The sequence below is a fragment of the Alistipes sp. An66 genome, from assembly GCF_002161445.1.
GTDB lineage: Bacteria > Bacteroidota > Bacteroidia > Bacteroidales > Rikenellaceae > Alistipes > Alistipes cottocaccae.
This window is the reverse complement of record NZ_NFHT01000002.1, coordinates 230,433-252,920: the sequence shown is the minus strand read 5'-3', so window position 1 is coordinate 252,920 and position 22,488 is coordinate 230,433. Positions and strand designations below refer to the sequence as shown.

Here is a 22,488-nt window from a genome sequence, read left to right as displayed (position 1 = left end):
ACTTTCCGGGACGTTTTTCCTATTTTTACCCGACAAATCTTCGACAGAACCATGAATGGCAAATGGCTGACACTCGTGCTGTGCCTCCTGCTGACGGGCACGGCGCACCCGAATCCGAATCCGGAACCCGTTCGGAATCTTGTTCTGATGATCGGCGACGGCATGGGCCTTGCGCAGGTTTCGATGTTGCAGATCGGGAACGACTACGCCCCGACGGCCTTCGACCGGGCGCAGCAGGTTGCGCTGCTCGTGACCCGCTCGGCGAACAACCGGGTCACGGACTCCGCGGCGGCGGCGACGGCGCTGGCGACGGGCTGCAAGACCGACAACGGAACGCTGGGGGTCGATCCGTCGGGTGTTCCGCTCGAATCGTCGATGGCACGGGCTGCGGCCAAAGGTCTGGCGACGGGCATCGTGGTGACGAGCGCCCTCCAGCATGCGACGCCGGGGGCCTTCTACGCCCATGTCGGAGATCGGGGTGACATGCCGGCGATCACGCGGCAGCTGGCCGCCGCGGACATCGACGTGCTGATCGGCGGCGGGCGGCGATGGCTGGCGGAGCCTTGCGACGACGGCGGGACGTGGTTCGATGCCTTTGTCCGGCGGGGTTACTTCGTGACGGACGACCTCGCGCAGACTCACTCCGTCGGACGGGAAAAGGTGCTGTGTGCCGTCGCGGAGAAGCATCTCCCGAAGGCATCCGAACGCGGGGATTTCCTGCCCCGCGCCACCGAACGGGCCCTGGAACTCCTCGATGCGGCGAGTGCCGGACGCCCGCAGGGGTTCCTGCTGCTGGTCGAGGGATCGCTGATCGACTATGCGCTCCATGCGGGGGATGCCGGCTGGACGCTGGACGAGATGCGGGATTTCGAACGGGCGGTTGCCGCGGCGATGGACTTTGCGGACCGCACGCCGGGGACGCTGGTCGTCGTGACCGGGGATCACGAGACGGGCGGACTGGCCATTTCGGCCAACAAGACGGATTTTACCCTCGGCGAGAACGGACTGCAATACCACTTCTCCACCACGAGCCATACGGCGACGATGCTGCCCGTTTACTTGTACGGTACGGGTGCCGACCGCATCGGCGGGGTAATGGAGAATACGGAGCTGGCGCGGCGGATCATGACACTCCTCGGCGTGGAGTGACCCTTTCCGGGCGTGCTGCAAAACGAAAAGGCCGGGCTTAATGCCCGGCCTTTCTGGCCTCTTCGTCGTCCTTTTCGAGTTTTTCGTCCTCCTCCCAGTCGAACCAGGGGAAGTCGCGGCGTCCGTCGAGCCGGAAGCGGGTGTAGGTGATCGGGAGCCCCATCCCGAGGAAGCGCTCCTCGTAGGCGGTCTTCACCGAAAGCACCTCGTCGGCATGGCCCGAACCGTAGATGTCCGCCTCGGAAACCTCGCACGGAAGTCCGAACCGCCGGATCACCTCGTTCGTGTAGGCATAGAGGTGTTTCGAATCGGTTTTGAGGTTGATGGCTCCGTCGGGGCGCAGCAGCCGGGCGTAGCGTTCGAGGAAGAGCGGCGCCGTGAGGCGTTTCTTGGCCCGGCGGGTTTTGAGCTGCGGGTCGGGGAAGGTGATCCACAGCTCCGCGACCTCGCTTTCGGCGAAGAGTCCGTTGATGAACTCGATCCGTGTGCGGAGGAATCCGACGTTCTTCATGCCGCGTTCCGTTGCGGTCTTGGCGCCGCGCCACATGCGTGCCCCCTTGATGTCGATGCCGATGTAGTTGCGGTCGGGGTCGCGCTCGGCCAGCGCCACGGTGTATTCGCCCTTTCCGCACCCGAGTTCGAGCACGATGGGGTGGTCGTTGTGGAAGAAATCGGCGTTCCAGTGCCCCTTCAACGGGTGGTCCTGTCGGAAAACCTCCTCGAATTCGGGTTGTACGAAGCATTCGAACGTCAGGTTTTCGCGGAAGCGGCGTAATTTGTCTTTTCCCATGTCTGTTCGGCTGATGGTCGTTTTTACGATGGGCGGATTCCGGTTCGGAGTCCGCGATGTCGTTGATTTGTGGTTGTCGGCTCTCCGTCAGTAGCTCTTTGCCAGCCGGATCCCGACGGCCTCCACACCCCGGACGGGACGCACGGGGGTGATGAAAATGCGGTATTCTCCGTTCCGGAGCAGCCGGATCCGCCGGCGGTAGGGGATGAGGGTTTCGTGCTGCAACGCCGCCGGCGTATCCGTCCGGACGATGGCGAGCAGGAACACCTCCTCGAAGCGCAGCGAATCGGGCGACAGCGTGGTGATGCGGACCGTGAGCGTATCTTCCGCGAAACGGTCGTTGTAGCGCAGGAAGATTGCCGCATCGCGCAGCGTCGCGGTATCGGCATTCTCCACCCGAATCCCGGCCGGCCCTTCCCACCGCCGGGAGTTGACATCCACGGCCGAGGTCTGATAGGGGGATCCGCACCCGCCGGCTGCGGCCAGAAGCACTCCTCCTGCAAGCAGGATATGTCCGAAGCGCCGTTTCACCGTCTATTCGTTCCGGGGCGTATTTCCCTCCCCGCCGTTGTTCCGGTTGTCGGAGCGGCCGCCGTCGCGGGGCGCACCGTTCTGTCCGCCGTTCTGTCCGCCGTTGTTGTTGCGGCGGCGGTTGCGACGGTTGCGGTTGCCTCCCTCGCGGTTACCCCCTTCGCGGTTGCTGCCGTTCCCGGCGTTCTCTTGCGGTTCCTGTCCGGATCCGTTCTCCGGACGCGTCTCCCGGTTCCCGTTCTCCCGGGATTCCCGGTTGTTGCGCTTCCCGTTTTCGGACCGCCCGTTCTGTCCGTTCTGTGCACCGCTGTTCTGTCCGTTCTGTCCGTTCTGCCCGCCGTTGTTGCGGCTCCGCTGGTTGCGGCGCTGCGGATTCTCGGATCCGGACTCCCGGGACGGCTGCCCGCCGTTCTCCGAAGCACCCTGCTGTCCCCGGGACGCCCCGTTCTGCGCATTCTGTGCTCCGTTGTTCTGTGCTCCGTTGTTGTTCTGCGCATTCTGGGCGTTCTGTCCGCCGTTGTTGCGGTTGCGGTTCTTGCCTCCGCGCTTGCGGCGCTTGGCCTGGTCGAAGCGCGTGATGCTGTCCTCTTCGGAACGGTAGGTCGGCTCCTCGACCGCTGGACGGATGTCGTCCTCGTGCTGCAACTGCTCGACCTTCTTGCCCTGCCGGTTCAGCGCGAGGATCTCCTTCACGCGCGAGACGGGAAGCGTCGTGACATTGGCCATCGTCTCTTTCGACGACGAGAAGGTCATCGTCCCGGCGAGCACGTCGCTCTTGACCAGGAACCACTCCCCGTCGACGGTCTGCAACGGCTCGCGCAGCCGCGGGAACTCCTTGCGGGCGTCGACATAGGTGTCGTACTCGTACATCATGCAGCATTTGAGCTTCGAGCACTGCCCGGCGAGCTTCTGGGGGTTGAGCGAGATGTCCTGCACGCGGGCGGCGCCTGTGGTGACGCTCGAAAAGCTCGACATCCACGAGGCGCAGCACAGCTCGCGGCCGCAGGCGCCGAGTCCGCCGATGCGTCCGGCCTCCTGCCGGGCGCCGATCTGCTTCATCTCGATGCGGATGTGGAACCGCTCGGCGAAGACCTTGATCAGCTCGCGGAAGTCGACACGCTCGTCGGCGATGTAGTAGAAGATGGCCTTGATCTTGTCGCCCTGATACTCGACGTCGCCGATTTTCATGTTGAGGCCCATGTCTGCGGCGATCTGGCGTGCGGCGATCATCGTTTCGTGTTCGAGGGCGATGGCCTCCTGCCAGCGTTCGATGTCGTAAGGTTTGGCCTTGCGGTAGATCTTCTTGAATTCGCCGTTGTAGGGGTTGAATCCCGTGCGCCGCATCTGGCGGGCGACGAGGTCGCCGGTCAGCGAGACGATTCCGATGTCGTGTCCGGGCGCGGCCTCGACGGCGACGATATCGCCGCGTTTGAGGTCGAGGTGATTGACATTCTGATAGAACGAGCGCCGGGTGTTCTTGAACCGCACCTCGACGATGTCCGAGGGTTCGTTGACGGGGAATTCGTCGAGCCAGGGGGTTTCGTGGAGCTTGAAACACCCTTCGCAGAGCATGGCTTCGGGTTCCGCTCCGCCGTTGCAGAAGGCGCATCCGCGCCCCACCTGGGGTTTGCAGTCGCCGTTATGTTGTTTTTCGATCTCCATTTCGGGTATAATTTGCGTAAAGATACGAAAATTTTTTTATTTCCTTGCGTGAAGTCGTCGGACGCTTCGCCGGATGCGCAGAATCATCAGCAGGGCGGCGCACGAGAGCCCGAACGAGAAGCCGACGTAGAGTCCCGAGGGTCCCATCCCGAGCGAGAATCCGAGGAGATACCCGACGGGGAGGTTCAGCAGCCAGTAGGAGACCAGGGCGATGGGCATGATGATCCGTACGTCCTGAATGCCGCGCAGGATACCGACCGAGACGTTCTGAATGCCGTCCGAGAGCTGGTAGAGGGCGGCGAAGGCCAGCAGCTGCGAGGCGATGGCGATGACCTCGGCGTTGGAGGTGAAGAGCGTGGGGATGAAGTGCCGCAGGGTGATGAAGACCAGCGCGGCGAAGGCGTTCCAGGCCAGCACGAGGTGGTACGAGGCTCTGGCGGCCAGCGAGAGCTCGCCGATGTTGCGTGCGCCGTAACAGTGGGATATGCGGATCGTGGTGGCGGCGCCGATGGACATGACGATCATGAAGGCGCAGTTTCCGATCGTCATGGCGATCTGGTTGGCGCTGATGGTGACGCCGGTCCCGAACCAGCCCATCATGATGCTCGTACCGACGAAGGCCGAGGCTTCGAGGAACATCTGCAACGAGATCGGGCCTCCCATGTGGAGCAGCTGCCGGACATCGGCCCGGGAGAACTTCGCCGGCGAGAAGCTTTTCAGGTAGAGGCGGTAGCGGCTGCGCGAGAGGAAGTATCCGATGATGACGATCATGCCGATCACGCGGGCGAGGAGCGTGCCGAGACCGGCTCCTTCGGCGCCCATTTCGGGTATTCCCCAGCGTCCGTAGATGAAGATCCAGTTGAAGACGATGTTTGCGCCGTTGGCGATGATCGTGGCGTACATTTCGGCCCGGGTGTTTCCGACGCCTTCGAGGAACTGCTTGAAGGCGAAGAAGAGCATGACGGCGGGCATGCTGTACACGAGCATCTTGTAGTAGGGGATGGCGGCGTCGACCACCTCGGCGGGTTGGTTGAGGTGGTACATGAGCGGGATGACGGCATATTGCACGGCGGACATGACCACGCCGAGCAGGCCGTAGAAGAGGATTCCGTTTTGCAGCAGTCCGGCGGATTTTTCGCGGTCGCCCTGCGCATAGAGTTCGCCGATGAGGGGCGTCATGCCGAGGGCCAGGCCGATCGAGGCGATGAAGAGGATGAAGAAGACCGTGCCGCCGAATGACGTGGCGGCCAGCGGCAGTGGGTCGTTGCCTCCGTATTGTCCGACCATGAGGTTGTCGGCCAGCTGTGTGAGGATCTGCCCCAGCTGGGTGAGTACGACGGGCAGCGCCAGTCGCAGGTTCTGCTTGTATTGCTCCCTGTATGTCGAGAAATGGTACATAGGCTCTCTTTTATGGCCCGCAAAGGTACGAAAATCTTCTCCGGAAACGAAACAAAGGGAGGATCTTTTCAAAAAGACCCTCCCTCTTTCTCGGGCGTTGTCGGCCGGGGCGTTCCCGCCGGTGTCAGGCCACGCGGAGCCGGATGCCGGAACCCTTCCCGGATTCGACGATGACCGTGCCGCCCTCGTCCAGCTCGCCGTTGACGATCAGCGCCGAGAGCGGCTCCTCGACCTGTTCCGTGAGTGTCCGTTTGAGCGACCGTACGCCGTAGCGCGCCTCGTAGCCCATGGCTGCCAGACGGCGTTTGGCGCCTCCGGTGATCCGGAGACGGTAGCCGAGGCGCTTCGTGCGTCCGAGCAGCCCCTGCAACTCCAACTCGACGATGCGTTCGACGTCGGCGATTTCCAGCACGCGGAACAGCACGATGTCGTCGATGCGGTTGAGGAACTCCGGGGCGAAGGTCCGCTCCAACGCCTTGCGGTATTCGGACTGCGGGGCGGTTTCGATTCCGGCCTCCTTCGAGGGGGTGCTGTATCCGACCTGCACGGAGCGCTGTGCGGCCTCGCGCGACCCGACGTTCGAGGTCATGATGAGAATCGTGTTGCGGAAGTCGACCGTCCGCCCGGCGCCGTCGGTCAGGCGCCCCTCGTCGAAGAGCTGCAACAGTGTGTTGAAGACCTCGGGATGGGCCTTTTCGATCTCGTCGAAGAGCACCACGGCGTAGGGTTGCCGCCGCACGGCTTCGGTCAGCTGCCCGCCCTCGCCGTAGCCGACATAGCCTGGGGGCGATCCGATCAGCCGGGCGACGTTGTGCTTTTCGGCGTATTCGCTCATGTCGATGCGGATCATTCCGCGGCGTTCGTCGAAGAGCCATTTCGAAATCTCCCTGGCCAGCAGGGTCTTGCCGACGCCCGTGGGCCCGACGAAGAGAAAGACGCCGATCGGACGGTTCTCGTCCTTCAATCCGGATCGTGCGCGGAGGATCGTGCGCGACACGCGCTCCACGGCTTCGTGCTGCCCCACGACGCGGCGTGCGAGGTGGTCGGAGAGTGTTTTCAGCCGCTTGGCCTCGCCGTCCGAGAGCCGTTCGGCCGGGATTCCGGTCATCGAGGTGATGACCTCGCGGATCTGCTCTTCGGTGATCTCCGCAGGGTTGTCTTCGAGCGAGCGCTGCCATTCGGCGCGGCTCTCGTCGAGCTTCGACCGCAGGGCGATCTCGCGCATCCGTGCCGAAGCGGCCTTTTCGTAGACGGCCGCTTCGACGGCTTGGCATCGTTCGCGGCGGATTTCGTGCAGTTCCGTCTGCAAGGCGCGCAGCTCTTCGGGTTCGCAGGCCGTGCGGAGGTGCGCCCGCGAACCGGCCTCGTCCAGTACGTCGATCGCCTTGTCGGGGAAGCAGCGGTCGGTGATGTAGCGCTGTGTGAGCGTCACGCAGGCTTCGAGCGCCGCTTCCGTGTAGCGGACCCGGTGGTGGCGCTCGTAGTGGGGCGCGATGTTGTGCAGGATGCGGAGCGTCTGTTCGGGGGTCGTGGGCTCGACCGTCACCTTCTGGAAGCGCCGTTCGAGCGCCGCATCGCTTTCGATGTTCGTGCGGTATTCGTCGAGCGTCGTGGCGCCGATGGTTTGGAGTTCGCCGCGGGCCAGTGCCGGTTTGAGGATGTTTGCCGTGTCGAGGCTTCCCTGGGTGGCGCCGGCGCCGACGATGGTGTGGATCTCGTCGATGAAGAGGATCGTGTCCCGGTCGCGGCGCAGTTCGTCGAGGAGCTGCTGCATGCGCTCCTCGAATTCGCCGCGGAACTTCGTTCCGGCCACGAGCGCCGAGATGTCGAGGGCGAAGAGGCGTTTGTCGGCGATGGTGTAGGGTACCTCTCCGCGGGCGATGCGCAGGGCGAGGCCTTCGACGATGGCGCTCTTGCCGACCCCGGCCTCGCCGATGAGCATCGGGTTGTTCTTCTTGCGGCGCGAGAGGATCTGCACGACGCGCTCGATTTCGGCGTCACGCCCCACGACGGGGTCGATGCGTCCTTCGCGGGCCAGCCGGGTGAGGTTGACGCCGAATTTGTCGAGGATATGTTCTTTCTCCGCGGGTTTGTTCTCCTCGTGGAAGTCGAGCCGGTGCCCGATGGGGATTTCGGTGCGGAGGTCGTCTCCGAAGGCGAATTTTTGGAGGTCCTGGCCGATCGTCTCGGCGTTTACGCCGTACATTTCCAGCACGCGGGCCGTGGCCGTCGAGCGGTCCTCGGCGATCGTTTGCAGGGCATGGGCCGTCGATACGCTTCTCGCGTTGCGTGTCGAGGCGAGGAGTTCGTCGGTGAACATCCGGTAGAATTCCTCGGGCGTGCGGGTTTCGGGCTGCCGAAGGTCGGTCATCTCGCGTTCGATGCGCAGCCTTACCTGGTAGAGTTCCCAGTCTTGCAGCCGTGCGGAAAGAAGTTGGTAGGCGAGCGACCCCTCCTCGCGGAGGAGTTCGAGCGTGAGGAAATCCTTGAACGAATGCGTCACTCCCGCCTTGGTGGTGTTGAATGCCGCCCGGGCGATGATGCCCTCCAGCGTCTTTGAGATTTTCAGTTGCATGTTGCGTCGTCGTTAGAATTCGCCCTACTAACGGACGGACGCTTCCGGTTATTATGCGGCCTTTATTGTTTACTTTTCGGGCTGCCGCCCTGCGGAGGGCCTATCCGACTGACTGCCGGGGCCATTCGCCGACCTCCATGTCGTGCATTCCGCCCCGGTCGAAGACCATCCGGATGGCGGTGCGGACCTTGTGGAATCCGTATTCGCCGGCCGCCCCCGGGTTGACGGCCAGCAGTTCGTAGACGGGGTCGTACATTACTTTGAGGATGTGCGAATGGCCCGAGATGAAGAGCTTCGGATGCAGCGTCTGAATCTGCTGCACGGCGCGGGGGTCGTAGCGGCGGGGATAGCCGCCGATGTGGGTCATCAGCACCCGCACGCCTTCGCACTCGAACGAGAGGAAGGGCGGGTAAACCCGCCGGGTCATGCCGCCGTCGATATTCCCGCATACGGCGCGCAGGGGTTTGAAGGCGGCGATGCGGTCGGCCAGTTCGAGCGAGCCGATGTCTCCGGCGTGCCAGATTTCGTCGACCTCTTTGAGGAATTCGCGGAGCCGCTCGTCGAAGCATCCGTGCGTGTCGGAGATGATGCCTATTTTTTTCATGACTTTTGCGTTGTGTGTTGCCGGATGGCCGCGGCCTGCTGCTTCCGGCCTTTTCTGCCGTTCCGGTCGTCTGTCGTTTTTGCCGTTCCCGGCCTTTTCTTCCGTTCCGGTCGTCAGTCGTTTTTGCCGTTCCCGACCTTTTCTGCCGTTCCGGTCGTCAGTCGTTTTTGCCGCTCCCGACCTTTCCGACCTTTCCGGCCGCTCCCGGCCCCCTCCTCTATTTGTACTTGTCCTTCCAGAGCCGGGCGATGCGTTCGGCGATCTTGGCTTCGGCGGCGTTCTGCGTGTCGGGTTCGTAGAATTTCGTTCCCGAGAGCGACTCGGGGAGGAACTCCATTTCGGCGAAATGCCCCTCGTAGTCGTGGGCGTACTTGTATCCTTCGGCGTATCCGGCCTGTTTCATGAGTTTGGTCGGGGCGTTGCGCAGGTGGAGCGGGACGGGACGGTTCGTCGTGTCGTGCTCCACGAGCGAGAGTGCTTTTCCGATGGCCATGTATGCCGAATTGCTCTTGGGCGAGGTGGCCAGATAGATGGTTGCCTCGGCCAGCGGGATGCGGGCTTCGGGCATGCCGATCTTGTGGACGGTATCGAAACAGGCGTTTGCCAGCAGCAGGGCGTTGGGGTTCGCGAGTCCGATGTCCTCCGAGGCGAGGATCACCAGCCGCCGGGCGATGAACCTCGGCTCCTCGCCTCCGGCGAGCATGCGGGCGAGGTAGTAGACGGCGGCGTTGGGGTCGCTGCCGCGCACCGACTTGATGAAGGCCGAGATGACGTCGTAGTGCTGTTCGCCGTTTTTGTCGTAGAGGACGATGTTTTCTTGAAGACACTCCTGTACGTATTGGTCGGTGATGATGACCTTTCCGTCGGTGGCTCCGATGATGATGTCGAGGATGTTGAGGAGTTTCCGGGCGTCGCCACCCGCGAAGCGGAACAGCGCTGCGGTTTCCCGCACTTCGATCTCCCGTTCACGCAGTTCGATGTCGGTGTGCAGGGCGCGGTCGAGGAGCGTTTGGAGGTCCTTGTCTTCGAGGGCGCGGAGGATGTAGACCTGACAGCGGCTCAACAGCGGGGAGATCACCTCGAAGGAGGGGTTTTCGGTTGTGGCGCCGATGAGCGTGACGATTCCCTGCTCGACGGCCCCGAGCAGGGAGTCCTGCTGGGACTTGTTGAAGCGGTGTATCTCGTCGATGAAGAGGAAGGGTGATTTTTGGTCGAAAAAGCGCTGTTTTCGAGCCGATTCGATCACTTCGCGGACCTCCTTGACTCCGGATGTAACGGCCGAGAGGGTGAAGAAGGGTCGGTCGAGCTGCGAGGCGACGATCCTGGCGAGGGTGGTCTTGCCGACGCCCGGAGGCCCCCAGAGGATGAACGAGGGGACGTTTCCCGTTTCGAAGAATTTGCGGAAGACGCCTTTCGGGCCCACGAGATGCTCCTGCCCGATGTATTCATCGAGGGAGCGGGGGCGGAGACGTTCGGCCAGGGGAATATTGGGCATGGCATTACGGATTTACGGTGTAAAGATAGGAAAAAATCGCGTATTTCTGCCGATCCAAAGCGGTTTAAGAAACCGCTTCTATGGGCTGCGGGGCCTTCGTGGGGTTTCCGGACCTTTTACCCGCATACGACTATCGAAGCTGTTCCGCTCTTCGACCGATGAAAAAGATTTGATTTTTGCCCGAAAATTCCTATCTTTGTCTTGTCGGCGGGTGCGTCCGCCGCATGACATTGTTGTTTAACGTAAGCGTTACGTTATTGTTCTCGCTAACAAAAAGACCAAAAATTCAGTTGCGAAGGAACGATAAATGTAATGCTCGCGCGTTTGCGCGGGCTTTTATTTGTCGATCGCATGGGTATTGGTCTACCTTGTTAGCCGGTAAATAACTGACCCGTGCATTTTTTATGGAAAAACGGCAATTTCTCTTTACTCTTCTGGGAGTGCTTCTGACGATGCTGCTCCCGACGGGATGCGACCGACAGCTGCAATTCGACTTGGCCGAACGGGAATTCCGCCGCGTGACCGACCTGCAATCCGAGGTGCTTTACGAAGTGCTCTCCTCCTATGCGGCCCACGGTTCCGAACGCTTCGGTTCCCTGCATGCCGGTTATCTGCGCGACGGGACTTTCGATCTGCTCGATTCGCTCGACGACGAGGCCGGGCGCCTGCTCGACCGCATGGTGCGTTTCTGCGACCGACGGACGGTGGGGCGTCTCGCGGTGTGCATAGCCCTGCGGGAGCGGTTGTCGCGGCGGTTCAACGACGCCGTGATGCCTTTCATCTACCGTTCCTATCCACCGTCCTGGGAGGCGCTCGAACCCGATGCCGGGGAGTGGTTTCGCCGACTCGATGCCTGCCGGCGGTCCCGCCGCGAATAGAAGCCGCGAATGGATGCCGCGAGTGGATGCCGCGAGTGGGCACTGCGGATCGACCGGGAGCCTTCCTGCCGTGGAAAGGTCCCCGGTCGGTTTATGTATGGCCGGACCGGGACGCGCCCCGGCCCTTTCGCTCCTTCCGGCCCTTTCGCTCCTTCCGGCCCTTCCGGCCCTTCCGATCCTTCCGGTTCTCCCGGTCTTCCCGATTCTTCCGCTCCTCCCGATCCTTCCGGTTCTCCCGCCCTTCCCACTCCTTCCCACTCCTTCCCACTCCTTCCCGCTCCTTCCCGCTCCTTCCCGCTCCTCCCGGCTCTCCCGGTCTTTCCGATCCTTCCGCTCCTCCCGCCCTTTCCGCTCCTCCCCGCTCTTCCGGCGGCCCGATGTGCTGATGAAATACCGCAGAGTGCGGGATTCTGTGAAAAAATCGTATCTTTGTATTCGTTGAACCCGAAAAATTACGTTCAGATGGAAATCATCGACCCCCAGCCGACCTCCGGGGCGGCATCCCAGACCGCTTCGACCGCCTCCGCATCGCGGCCCGATGCGGTGAAACCGGACAATTATCTGGCGTGGGCCATCGTCAGCACGATTCTCTGCTGCCTGCCGTTCGGCATCGTGGCCATCGTCTATGCCTCGCAGGTGGATACCTATTGGTTTGCCGGCGACCATGAAGCCGCCCGGCGTTCCTCGAAAAGGGCCCGGACGTGGACGTGGGTCTCGGTCGGAGTGGCGGCTTTCTGCTGGCTCGTCTACCTGCTCCTCGTGTTTGTCTTCGCGGCGGCGGTTTCGCTGCCCCTGTTCGATCTCTGATTGACGCGGAAAAGACTCTGGATCGTCCTCCCGATCGCCGTGGCGGGGATGGCGGCGCTCTACTATGCGGTCGATCCGTCGCACGACGTATGGCTGCCCCGCTGCCCGTTCCATGCACTGACGGGCTGGGACTGCCCGGCCTGCGGCGGACAGCGGGCCCTGCACAGCCTGCTCCACGGACGCTTCGGCGAGGCGCTGCGCTTCAATCCCTTTCTGGTCGTGGCGGTTCCCTATCTGCTGGCCGTGGCGTGGACCTCGCTCGACGACGGCCCGGCGGCCCGGCGGCTCCGCCCGATCGTGCAGCACCGCTGGCTGGCCTGGGCCTATTGCGTGCTGTTCGTCGTCTGGTGGGTGGTGCGCAACCTGCCGGGGGTGATTCCGTGAGTCGCGGATGCCCCGATGGCCCTGATCACCCCGATAGCCTGATAAATCCGATGGTCTGATCACCCGATGGCCCGGTACCCCCCCCCGATAACCCGATAAAAAAACGGTCCGGAATTTCCGGACCGTTTTTCTTGTGGCCGTATGGCCGTCTCCGCGCTATGCCTCGGGCTTGCGCAGTTCGAGACAGAGCTCGTCCAGCTGTGCCTGGTCGATATAACCCGGGGCGTCGAGCATCATGTCGCGCCCGGCGTTGTTCTTCGGGAAGGCGATGTAGTCGCGGATCGACTCCGAGCCGCCGAACAACGAGCACAGACGGTCGAAACCGAAGGCCAGACCTCCGTGAGGGGGAGCGCCGTACTTGAAGGCGTTCATCAGGAAGCCGAAACGGGCCTGTGCCTCGTCGGGCGTGAATCCCAGCAGTTCGAACATCTTCTCCTGCAACTTCGAGTCGTGGATACGGATCGAGCCGCCGCCGATCTCCGTGCCGTTGCAGACGAAGTCGTAGGCGTTGGCCCGCACGCGGCCCGGGTCGCTGTCGAGGTAGGCGATGTCCTCGGGTTTGGGCGAGGTGAAGGGGTGGTGTACGGCGTAGTAACGCTGCGTCTCGTCGTCCCACTCGAACAGGGGGAAGTCGACGACCCACAGCGGAGCGAACTTCTTCGGGTCGCGCAGCCCCAGCTGCTGGGCCACTTCGAGGCGCAGGGCGCAGAGCTGCGTCAGCGTCTTGAACTTCTTGCCGCAGAGGATGAAGACCATGTCGCCGGCCTGGGCGCCGCAGCGCTCGGCCATGGCACGCACCTCGTCGGGCGCGTAGAACTTGTCGATGGAGGACTTCACGCCGCCTTCGGCCTCCATGCGGATCCAGATGAGCCCCTTGGCGCCGATCTGCTGCCGCTTGACGAACTCCGTGAGGGCGTCGATCTGCTTGCGCGTGTAGGAGGCGCAGCCCGGGGCGGCGAATCCGGTGATGTACTCGGCGTCGTCGAAAACGCTGAACCCATGCCCCTTGGCCAGGTCGGTCATATCGGAAAACTCCATGCCGAAACGCAGGTCGGGCTTGTCCGAACCGTACTTCTCCATGGCCTCGATCCACGGCATGCGGCGCAGCGGCTCGGGAAACTCGATACCCAGCACGGTCTTGAACATGTGCTTGGCCCAGCGTTCGAAGATTCCGAGCACGTCCTCCTGCTCGACGAACGACATCTCGCAGTCGATCTGCGTGAATTCTGGCTGACGGTCGGCGCGCAGGTCCTCGTCGCGGAAGCAGCGCACGATCTGGAAGTAGCGGTCGTAGCCGGCGACCATCAGGAGCTGTTTCAGCGTCTGGGGCGACTGCGGCAGTGCGTAGAACTGGTTCGGGGACATGCGGCTCGGGACCACGAAGTCGCGGGCGCCTTCGGGTGTGGAGTTGACCAGATAGGGGGTCTCGATTTCGAGGAATCCCTCGTCGGAGAGGAACCTCCGGATCTCCTGGGCCATCTTGTGGCGCAGGATCAGGTTGCGTTGCAGGGGCGGGCGCCGCAGGTCGAGGTAGCGGTACTTCATGCGCAGGTCGTCGCCGCCGTCGGAGACCTCTTCGATGGTGAAGGGCGGGACTTCGGCCTCGTGGAGTACCGTGATGCGGCTTGCCGAGACTTCGATCTCGCCGGTGGGCATCTTGGGGTTCTTGGCCTCGCGTTCGACGACCTGGCCCTCGACCTGGATGACCCATTCGCGGCCGAGGCGTGCGGCGGTTTCGCGGGCTTCGGCGGGGGAGTGCTCCTCGACGACGATCTGCGTCAGCCCGTATCGGTCGCGCAGGTCGATGAAGGTCATGGCGCCGAGGTTTCTGATCTTCTGCACCCACCCGGCGAGGGTGACGGTTTCATGGACGTTGCAGGCACGCAGGCACCCGCAAGTATGCGTTCTGTACATGACGATGTAGGTTTGTTGTTTTTTTAACCCACAAAGTTAATAACTTTTACGGATAAAAAGGCGTCGGGGCTGAAAAAAACGGTTTCCGGCGCCGGGGTTTCTGCGGGGGAGCCGGGCCGGGGATTTGGAAATCCGGGGAAAAATCGCGTTTTTTGCGAAAAAATCGACATGGATCAGCGACAAATCGATGAAAAATTCATGCGGCTCGCACTAAACGAGGCCCGAAAAGCGTTGCATGAACAGGAGGTACCCATCGGGGCGGTGGTCGTAGCCGGAGGCGCGGTGGTCGGCCGGGGGCACAACCTCGTGGAAACGCTGGCGGACCCGACGGCGCACGCGGAGATGCAGGCCCTGACGGCTGCGGCCGCGACGCTCGGCGGCAAGTATCTGCCGAAGAGCACGTTGTACGTCACCGTGGAGCCGTGCATCATGTGTGCCGGGGCGATCGGCTGGGCGCAGGTCGGACGGGTGGTCTGGGGTGCCGACGATCCGAAGAAGGGTTTCCGGCGTTACAGCGGGTCGGTTTTTCATCCGAAGACGGAGGTGGTGTCGGGTGTTCTCGCCGCGGAGTGCGAGGCATTGATGACCTCTTTTTTCGCGGGTTTGCGGGAATAGATTTGGCGGAAGTGGAAAATTTTTCGTATTTTTGTCCCCAACGTGTCTGTCCGGCCTGGCGTATGCCGGCGGGGTGCGGAGAGTGAGGGGGGGGGTGAGTGAGAATGGGTGCGAAGAAAGAGAAGGGTGCGGAGAGTGAGAATGGGTGCGGAGAAAGAGAAGGGTGCGGAGAGTGAGAATGGGGGCGGAGAAAGAGAAGGGTGCGGAGAGTGAGAATGGGCAGGGAGAATTAGAGAGAGTGAGAGGGGCAGGGAGAGAAGGGCACGGGGGAGCGGGGATTCCGGGCCGCGGGCTGTCGCCCGTCCGGAGTGCGGATGCAAACGGAACCTCAAAAAACGTAAAACATAGAAAACCATGAAAAAGATCTTTGTTTCGGCCGTAGCGCTGATGGCAGCACTGACGCTTTCGGCACAGGAGGATGTTACGACGATTTTCAACGAAGCCGGTGCGGCGTTCAACGCCAAGGACTTCGCCGGGGCTGCCGCCAAGTTCGAGCAGGTGATCGACCTGGGTATCGACAACGACGAGGTGGCATCGCAGGTGGCGACCGCCAAGGCGACGCTTCCCAAATGCTACTACTATCTGGGCGGCGCAGCGATCAAGTCGCAGAACTACGACGAAGCGTTGAAGCAGTTCAGCAGGTCTGCCGAGCTGGCCGAGCTTTACGGTGACATGACCCAGATGTCGAAATCGAACGGCTGGGTGGCCAAGATCTACCAGATCCAGGGCGGCGATGCCTTCAACAACAAGGATTATGTGACGGCCGCATCGGTCTTCGAGAAGGGCTACAAGGCCGATCCCGACAACACGGGCATGGCGCTGAACCTGGCGATGAGCTACTGCGAGATGGGCGAGTACGAGAAGGGCATGGACATCTACGAGGCCATTGCCGCCAAGACGCACCCGAAATATGCCGAGGATGTGGCCCAGGCGAAGGAGATGATGGCGCTCTACACGAACAACAAGGTCGCCGGGATGCAGCAGGCCGGGGATTTCGACGGCATCATCACGATGGCGGATGCCCAGCTTGAAAAGAATCCCGCAAGTGCGCTGTTCCAGAAGGTTCGCTTGCAGGCTTATTCCGGCAAGAAGGACTACGCGAAGGTGATCGAACTGGGTCAGGCCGCTGCCGACGCCCAGACCGACGAGGAGGACCGCAGCCTGATGTACTACGTGCTGGGTGCGGCCTACAACGCCCGTGAGATGCGCGATCAGGCCATTGCCGCTTTCCAGAAGGTGACCGCCGGCGAGGCTGCCGAGAATGCCAGGGCTGCTCTGGCCGAGTTGCAGAAATAACGGCCCGGGCACACCCCTCCTGACAAAATCCGGGAAAGCCCCTCTCCGGAAAACGAAGGGCCCGGCAGTTCCCGAAGAAATCCCTTGAAAACCGCTCCGACGTTCTGCGCCGGAGCGGTTTTTTGCGTGCCTGCTCCTCCTGCCGCCGACATCGCCTGTTTGCGTTCCTTTTGTCCGCCGGTCCCGGTATTCCGTTTTGGTACGATATGTGTGTGCATCATGCGGAACTGTTGCAAACCGAACCATGGAAAAGGAAACATACGAGAGACCAGAGGTCGAGGTGATCGAGGTCTGTATCGAACGGGGATTTGCCGTCTCCGACGTGGACGGCGATATCGAGGGTTTTGATCGGGACGAATGGGCATGAAACGATGGATGATGGCTACCGTGATCGGCTGCGGGCTGGCGTGTGCCTGCACGGATGATCGGACCGGGGACCCGGTCGGGCAGCAGACGGTGACACGCCGCGTGCGGATCGAGGCTGCCGCGCCCGGTACCCGGACGGAGCTGGCCGGCGACGGATACAACGTGCTGTGGAGCCCCGGCGACCGGATCGGGGTCTATGTCGAGAGCGGCGGTACGGTTACGACGTCCAATGCGCCGCTGACCTTCGAGGGGTCGGCTCCCTCCTCCGGCGGGACGTTCAGCGGGGAGATCACCCTCACCGAAGGGGCCTCCTCCTATACGCTCTATGCCTATTATCCCTATTCGGCCGAGAGTTCCGCGGAGCCGACGAACGTCGCCTTCACGCTCTCGGCGCAGCAGACGCAGACGACGGCGGGGGATTCGTCGCATCTGGGCGACAGCGATTTTCTGGTGGCCGGGGCCGTGACGAGCGCCACGGGCGACTTCGGACCGCTGACGTTCAGCCACGCCTTCGCCGTGGTGGAGGTCGACCTCACGGGGTCGGGGACGATGGCCGGGAAGAGCGTCGAGTCGGTGATGCTTTTCGGGACGGATGCCGCGACGGTCTCCTCGTCGGGGACGCTTTCGGGGACGGCCAACATGACGGGCGGATTCACGTTCGACCTCACGGCGACGTCGAATGCCTCGGCAACCTATGCGGGCGGGGAGGCGCAGATCAACTATTGCGGCGTTACCTTCGCGGAGCCTCCGACGCTCGGCACGCAGCCGGTGAAGGCCTATCTGACGGTCAATCCGGCGGATTATTCGCAGGGCGGCGGCGTGGTCTACGTCGTGGTGAGCACGACGGACGGCTATACGTCGACGTGGTCGATGCCGGGGATCGTGATTTCGCCGGCGCAGATGCCGGTCATCACGCAGGATGTCTCGACGGGAGTGGCGACCGGGCCGACCGTCAGTCTTTCGTCGTCGGCCGAGACGGCGAACTGCTATGTGGTTTCGACGCCTTCGCAGAGCTACTCGTTCGATGCCACGGTGGCCGGGAACGGCGTCATCACGGACGATCTGCTGGCGGCCGTCCAACGCTTCGAGGGGCGCACGCTGTCGGCCCAGATTACGGGCGGCGGGTATGCGAAGCTGCTGTGGCAGAGCCAGCCGTGGCTGATCGAGCCGGGGAGCATCGCCTATGCCGACGGGCAAATCACCTTCTCCCTGACGGAGCGTCCCACGGCCTTGGGCGGGAATGCCGTGATCGGGCTCTATACGGATGCGTCGTCGGACGAGGCGCTGTGGAGCTGGCACATCTGGGTGACGGACCAGACGAACGAGGAGTTGCAGGCGGCGGCCGAGACCTATACGATGTATTCGACCTACGAAACGGCCTACGGTGCGGGCTCGGCGCAGATGATGGACCGCAACCTGGGGGCCATTTACAAGGAGGACGGACCTTATGCGCGGTCGTTCCGGGCATCGCTCTACCAGTGGGGGCGGAAGGATCCCTTCCCGTGGGGCGATGTGGTCTACGATGCCGACAGCAATCCCTACAACTACCTTTCGGAGTGGACGGCAGTCCAGGCGACGGGCTCTCCGGGGCAATACGTCGGCTATACGGGCAACACGTGGTACGCCACGGCGCATCCCGACACGTTCATCGCCACGGTTCCCGGCTCCTCCTACGACTGGTACTGGGGCGGGGGACAGGGTACGACCTCGGACTACCGGAACAATTCGCTGTGGGGGAATCCGAACGGCACGACCGTCGGTCAGGAGACGACCAAGACCCTGTTCGACCCGTGCCCTCCGGGCTGGAAGGTTCCGCATCCCTACGTTTTCAGCGGGTTCACCCAGACGGGTGCCACGACTTCGGTGTCGAGCGGCGGCGTGGAGGTTTCGGGGACGTTCGTCCAGGGCTGGAACTTTGTCTACGACGGCTCTTCGACGACCTACTATCCGGGTGTCGGGTACCGTTACGATGAATACGGGGTCTTTTTCTTCACACCGTCGGGATATTACTGGACCAGCTCTCCGGCCTCGTCCGATTCGTTCGGGGCGTGGACCTTCGGGTTGACTTCGGCCACGGTTTACGAATGTTATTCCGATCCGCGCGGTTTCGGGCTTCCGATCCGCTGCCAGCGGGATTGACCTTCTGCGGCGTACGGCCGGTGACGGAGCCCCGGACCGCGGACAGATCTTCTCCGATATGGCGAACGCCCTCTTTGTCAGTGCAAAGAGGGCGTCTGCCGTTCTTCGGCATCCGCTCCGCTCTTCCAGCCGTCGGTTGCTCTGCGTTCCCGGATGTTGCCGCGGATGCGTTCCAGTCCGCTGCGGGTGAGGGGAGTCCGTCCGCACAACAGCCCGAATTGCTCTCCGTCCATTGCCTGCCACGCTGCGGCATCCATCGCCGAGGGATCGAACAGCGGGTCGAAGGTCCGGTTCCGGTGCTGCGGTGCGCGCCGGTTCCAGGGACAGCAGCTCTGGCAGGCGTCGCATCCGAAGATCCAGCCGTCGAGGTCGATCTCCGTGTCGGGTTTTCGCTCGATGGTGTGGCAGGCGATGCAGCGGGCCGTGTCGATGCCGCGTCCGGGCATGACGGCCCCCGTGGGACAATGCTCCACGCAGGCACGGCAACTCCCGCAGTGCGATTCCTCGAAGGGGGTGTCGTAACGGTCCGTCTCTTCGGTGAGGATCAGCTCTCCGAGCACCACGAAACTCCCGAACTGCGGCGTAATGAGCAGCGACTGCCGTCCGATCCATCCCAGCCCGGCCTCCCGAGCCAGCAGTTTCTCGGTCAGGGGGGCCGTGTCGACGAAGGCGCGTCCGCGGAGGCCGGGGGTTGCGCTCTTCAACCGCTCGAAGAGTTCGCGGAGCATTCTCCGCAGCGACGTGTGGTAATCCTCGGCACAGGCGTAGGATGCGATCTTCGTGCGATGTCCGTCGGGGTATCCGTCGCTTGCCCGATTCTTGTAGGCCACGGCGCAGACGACGGCCGTTCGGGCGCCGTCGACCAGCAGGCGGGGGTCGAAGCGTTTTTCGGCGTTGCGTTCGAGGTATCCGAGCGAGGAGTGGTATCCGCGTGCGATCCATTCGCGGAAGCGTTTCTCTCCGTCATCCAGACGGCGGCAGGGGGCAATCCCGCAGAGGTCGAATCCGGCTGCGGCCGCGCATTTCTTGATGTGGGAATGGTCGAGCATGCTGATAATTTGCGCTAAAAATAGTGTTTTTTGACCGGAAATTCGTAATTTTGTCCCGGAAATTGCGTTATTGTAACGGACAACAAAGATTACGGAATGACTATAAATACACTTTACGAGTTGGTCCGCCACAGTGTCGAGACGTTTGCGTCCCGAATCGCCTATTCGATGTTCGACGGCGAGGACGTAACCTATGCCGAGGCGGGTCGTCGTATTGCGAAGGTTCAGGATATTCTGGTCTCTTCGGGGCTCCGTCCCGGAGACAAGGTCGCCCTGTTGAGCAGCAACATGCCCAACTGGGGGATCTGTTATTTTGCCGTCACTTCGGCGGGAATGGTCGTCGTTCCCATCCTTCCGGACTTTTCGAGCGAGGAGCTCGACATGATCATCGAACATTCGGAGGCCCGGGCGCTGCTCGTCTCGGACCGCCTTTTCACGAAACTCTCGCGGCAGACCATCGACCGGCTGAACGTCGTCGTCCGCACGAAGAATCTGGGCGTCATCGCACAGCATACGCGCGAACAGGGCTCGACGGGCATTCCGCAGCCCGACGATCTGGCCGTCATCATCTATACGTCGGGTACGACCTCCAAGCCGAAAGGCGTGATGCTGACCCACCGGGCGCTGTGCCGGCAGGTCGACATTTCGATGTCGATCTTTCCGGTGCACGGCGACGATACGTTCCTTTCGGTGCTTCCGCTGTCGCACACCTACGAGTGTTCGATCGGCATGATCTATCCCTTCTCGGAGGGGGCGCGTGTGGTCTACATGGACCGTCCGCCCACGGCGTCGGCGCTGATGCCGGCCCTGCGGAGCGTGCGGCCTACGGTGATGCTGATCGTCCCGCTGGTGATCGAGAAGATCTACCGGCATCAGGTCCTTGCGAAGTTCCAGTCGAACAATTTCTGGCGCACGCTCTACCGCATCGGGTTCATGCGGCGCTACCTGCACCGCGTGGCGGGCAAGAAACTGATGAAACTCTTCGGCCGCCGGCTGCGGTTCCTCGGCATCGGGGGCTCGAAACTCGATCGGGGCGCCGAGCGTTTCCTGCTGGAAGCAAAGGTTCCCTACGCCATCGGCTACGGACTCACCGAGACGGCACCGCTGCTGGCGGGTGCAGCTCCCTCGCAGGTGCGTCTGGGCTCGACGGGGCCGCAGGCGCCGGGCGTGCAGTTGCGACTGGAAAACGTGAATTCCGAAACCCGCCAGGGCGAGATCGTGGCGCTGACGCCGAGCATCATGCTGGGCTACTACAAGAACCCCGAAGCGACGGCCGAGGCCTTCACGGCGGACGGCTGGTTCCGCACGGGCGATCTCGGGGAGTTCGACAAGGAGGGCTGGCTCTACATCAAGGGGCGTCTGAAAAACATGATCGTGGGACCCGGCGGGGAGAACATCTATCCGGAGGATATCGAGAGTGTGCTGAACTCGCACGTCTGCATTGCGGATTCGATCGTCACGGAGCAGGAGGGGCGCCTGGTGGCGCTGGTTCACTTCAACCGGGAGGAGATCGAATCGATGATCGACGACTGGCGCGAGGAGTGGGCGACGAAGAAGGAGGCGTGGGAGGCGAAGACCGAGCAGTTGAAGAAGGAGATCATGGATTTCGTGAATGCGAAGGTGAGCCGGTTCTCGCGGATTTCGGAGGTCGTGGAGGAGAAGGAGGAGTTCGTGAAGACGCCGACGCAGAAGATCAAGCGATTCCTCTACAACAAGAATACGGCGAAGGATGCGAAGGGGAAGTCCGGGGATCCGGAGGACTCTTCGACGGCTTCGGCCGCTTCGGTTTTGGATTCCGGATCGTCGGTTCCTGACGCTTCGGAGCGTCCCGTCGCCGGGCGCTCCTGACCCGGGGGGGGAAGACCGGGGGAGACCGAGAGAGAATCGGGGGAGAATCGGAAAACAAGAGACCGCACCGATCAACGGTGCGGTCTCTTGTTTTGATCGCTATGTTCCTGCTGTTTTCGGTATTTTCGGTTTTCCTTGCTCCCCGGTTTTCCTTGCTCCCCGGTTTTCCTTGCTCCCCGGTTTTCCTTGCACCTCCGGCTTTCCTTGCTCCTCCGGCTTCACTGCCCCCCTCCTGCTTCTGACCGCTCCTTCCGGTTGCAGGCCACTCCGGCTATTCGGGGAGTTCGAGGGTGTCGAAAAACTCTTTCAGCGTGGTCCCGTAGTAATTGCACAGCCGGGAGAGGGTGCTGACGGTGATGTTGTATTTAGCCGTTTCTATTTTCCCGATGTGTATGCCCGTATCTTCGTAGACTACCTCCTGCGACACACCCTTGCCTGCCCGCAGTACTTTGAGCCGGCAGGCAATGGCCTCCAAAAGGTTTGTATCTCGCCACGGTTGCTTCATTAGAACAAAGAAACATCCGCTTTGAATCTTTTTGTAATGATTTATACATCATTAATGATTTTTTTCTTATCTTTGCTTCCGGAAAAGATTCCGATGGGAGATTCCCGAGCCGGTTTTGCGGGGAATTTCCGGTCGGAGTGCGATACGGCGGAGCAAGAGAAGGGTGAGTTGCGTCACATTCAATTTGAATTCTTCAAAACCTTCTCTTCTCCGCTGTTTTTTATCATGTGCTCCCGGGTTTCAATCCGCTGTCCTGCCGCTCCCGTCGCTGTTCTCTATCTGCCATTCTGCCGCTGTCCTCGCTCCTGCGCTCCCGCCGGGGACCATCCGACCCCGTATCCCCGCGCTTCCGCACCTCTTCTCTCTGTCCTCGCTCCTGCGTCCCCGCCGGGGTCCTCCGACCCCGCATCCCCGCGTTTCCGCACCTCTTCTCTCTGTCCCGCTTCCGCGCTCCCGCCTGGGCCCTCCGACCCCGCATCCCCG

19 protein-coding genes are annotated in these 22,488 nt (G+C 62.3%); 9 read left to right on the top strand and 10 right to left on the bottom strand.

The genetic code is table 11. The features are described from left to right. Nucleotides 1–51: 51 nt before the first annotated feature. Complete coding sequence (locus tag B5G16_RS02835; protein ID WP_087260866.1) at nucleotides 52–1,149, top strand: alkaline phosphatase; 1,098 nt, start codon at nucleotides 52–54, stop codon at nucleotides 1,147–1,149. A gap of 37 nt (nucleotides 1,150–1,186) precedes the next feature. Here the strand turns inward: B5G16_RS02835 and trmB are convergent, their stop codons facing one another. The 7 genes from trmB to B5G16_RS02800 all read right to left on the bottom strand — a co-directional run bounded on the left by trmB (nucleotide 1,187) and on the right by B5G16_RS02800 (nucleotide 10,204). Then, nucleotides 1,187–1,939: a tRNA (guanosine(46)-N7)-methyltransferase TrmB gene (gene trmB, locus B5G16_RS02830; RefSeq protein WP_087260864.1), complete on the bottom strand. Its 753-nt coding sequence runs from the start codon at nucleotides 1,937–1,939 to the stop codon at nucleotides 1,187–1,189. An 87-nt stretch (nucleotides 1,940–2,026) separates the two neighbouring features. Next, complete coding sequence (locus B5G16_RS02825; RefSeq protein WP_239405935.1) at nucleotides 2,027–2,470, bottom strand: hypothetical protein; 444 nt, start codon at nucleotides 2,468–2,470, stop codon at nucleotides 2,027–2,029. Between the two features lie 3 nt (nucleotides 2,471–2,473). Beyond that, nucleotides 2,474–4,132 (bottom strand): PSP1 domain-containing protein, encoded by a 1,659-nt coding sequence (locus B5G16_RS02820; protein ID WP_087260862.1) that lies wholly within the window; start codon nucleotides 4,130–4,132, stop codon nucleotides 2,474–2,476. Nucleotides 4,133–4,168: 36 nt separating this feature from the next. Next, on the bottom strand, nucleotides 4,169–5,530 hold the full coding sequence (locus B5G16_RS02815; protein WP_087260861.1) for an MATE family efflux transporter: 1,362 nt from the start codon (nucleotides 5,528–5,530) through the stop codon (nucleotides 4,169–4,171). Between the two features lie 124 nt (nucleotides 5,531–5,654). After that, a complete protein-coding gene (locus tag B5G16_RS02810; protein ID WP_087260859.1) occupies nucleotides 5,655–8,105 on the bottom strand; it encodes an ATP-dependent Clp protease ATP-binding subunit in 2,451 nt (816 codons plus the stop codon). A 100-nt stretch (nucleotides 8,106–8,205) separates the two neighbouring features. Further along, the gene (locus tag B5G16_RS02805; protein ID WP_087260857.1) at nucleotides 8,206–8,709 is read right to left on the bottom strand and encodes a metallophosphoesterase family protein; all 504 of its coding nucleotides are present in this window, start codon (nucleotides 8,707–8,709) and stop codon (nucleotides 8,206–8,208) included. A gap of 217 nt (nucleotides 8,710–8,926) precedes the next feature. Next, a complete protein-coding gene (locus B5G16_RS02800) occupies nucleotides 8,927–10,204 on the bottom strand; it encodes a replication-associated recombination protein A (RefSeq protein ID WP_087260855.1) in 1,278 nt (425 codons plus the stop codon). Nucleotides 10,205–10,608: 404 nt separating this feature from the next. On the opposite strand from B5G16_RS02800, the gene B5G16_RS02795 reads away from it, so the two are divergent. The 3 genes from B5G16_RS02795 to B5G16_RS02785 all read left to right on the top strand — a co-directional run bounded on the left by B5G16_RS02795 (nucleotide 10,609) and on the right by B5G16_RS02785 (nucleotide 12,273). Further along, complete coding sequence (locus B5G16_RS02795; RefSeq protein ID WP_143260810.1) at nucleotides 10,609–11,082, top strand: hypothetical protein; 474 nt, start codon at nucleotides 10,609–10,611, stop codon at nucleotides 11,080–11,082. Between the two features lie 462 nt (nucleotides 11,083–11,544). Next, a complete protein-coding gene (locus B5G16_RS02790; RefSeq protein ID WP_087260959.1) occupies nucleotides 11,545–11,889 on the top strand; it encodes a CD225/dispanin family protein in 345 nt (114 codons plus the stop codon). Then, entirely contained in the window at nucleotides 11,890–12,273 is a 384-nt protein-coding gene (locus tag B5G16_RS02785) for a DUF2752 domain-containing protein (RefSeq protein WP_143260809.1), read from the top strand. It begins immediately after the preceding gene. Nucleotides 12,274–12,429: 156 nt separating this feature from the next. On the opposite strand, the gene aspS is transcribed toward B5G16_RS02785, so the two are convergent. Continuing rightward, on the bottom strand, nucleotides 12,430–14,187 hold the full coding sequence (aspS, locus tag B5G16_RS02780; RefSeq protein ID WP_087260850.1) for an aspartate--tRNA ligase: 1,758 nt from the start codon (nucleotides 14,185–14,187) through the stop codon (nucleotides 12,430–12,432). A gap of 168 nt (nucleotides 14,188–14,355) precedes the next feature. Between aspS and B5G16_RS02775 the strand changes: the two genes are divergently transcribed. From B5G16_RS02775 to B5G16_RS02765, 4 genes are all read left to right on the top strand, one after another. After that, nucleotides 14,356–14,802, top strand: coding sequence for a nucleoside deaminase (locus B5G16_RS02775; protein ID WP_087260848.1), 447 nt, complete (start codon nucleotides 14,356–14,358; stop codon nucleotides 14,800–14,802). A gap of 354 nt (nucleotides 14,803–15,156) precedes the next feature. After that, entirely contained in the window at nucleotides 15,157–16,098 is a 942-nt protein-coding gene (locus tag B5G16_RS02770) for a tetratricopeptide repeat protein (protein ID WP_087260846.1), read from the top strand. Between the two features lie 244 nt (nucleotides 16,099–16,342). Then, nucleotides 16,343–16,465, top strand: coding sequence for a hypothetical protein (locus B5G16_RS12945; protein WP_262481315.1), 123 nt, complete (start codon nucleotides 16,343–16,345; stop codon nucleotides 16,463–16,465). After that, nucleotides 16,462–18,603: a fimbrillin family protein gene (locus B5G16_RS02765; RefSeq protein ID WP_162612007.1), complete on the top strand. Its 2,142-nt coding sequence runs from the start codon at nucleotides 16,462–16,464 to the stop codon at nucleotides 18,601–18,603. The genes B5G16_RS12945 and B5G16_RS02765 overlap by 4 nt, the downstream gene beginning before the upstream one ends. A gap of 77 nt (nucleotides 18,604–18,680) precedes the next feature. Here B5G16_RS02765 and queG read toward each other — a convergent pair whose 3' ends face one another. Next, nucleotides 18,681–19,652 carry a tRNA epoxyqueuosine(34) reductase QueG gene (gene queG, locus B5G16_RS02760; RefSeq protein WP_087260842.1) on the bottom strand — a complete coding sequence of 324 codons (972 nt, stop codon included), beginning with the start codon at nucleotides 19,650–19,652 and terminating at the stop codon, nucleotides 18,681–18,683. A 96-nt stretch (nucleotides 19,653–19,748) separates the two neighbouring features. On the opposite strand from queG, the gene B5G16_RS02755 reads away from it, so the two are divergent. Beyond that, a complete protein-coding gene (locus B5G16_RS02755) occupies nucleotides 19,749–21,500 on the top strand; it encodes an AMP-binding protein (protein ID WP_087260840.1) in 1,752 nt (583 codons plus the stop codon). Nucleotides 21,501–21,771: 271 nt separating this feature from the next. Here the strand turns inward: B5G16_RS02755 and B5G16_RS02750 are convergent, their stop codons facing one another. Further along, nucleotides 21,772–21,975, bottom strand: a complete 204-nt coding sequence (locus B5G16_RS02750; protein ID WP_239405934.1) for a helix-turn-helix domain-containing protein — start codon at nucleotides 21,973–21,975, stop codon at nucleotides 21,772–21,774. Nucleotides 21,976–22,488 lie beyond the last annotated feature (513 nt).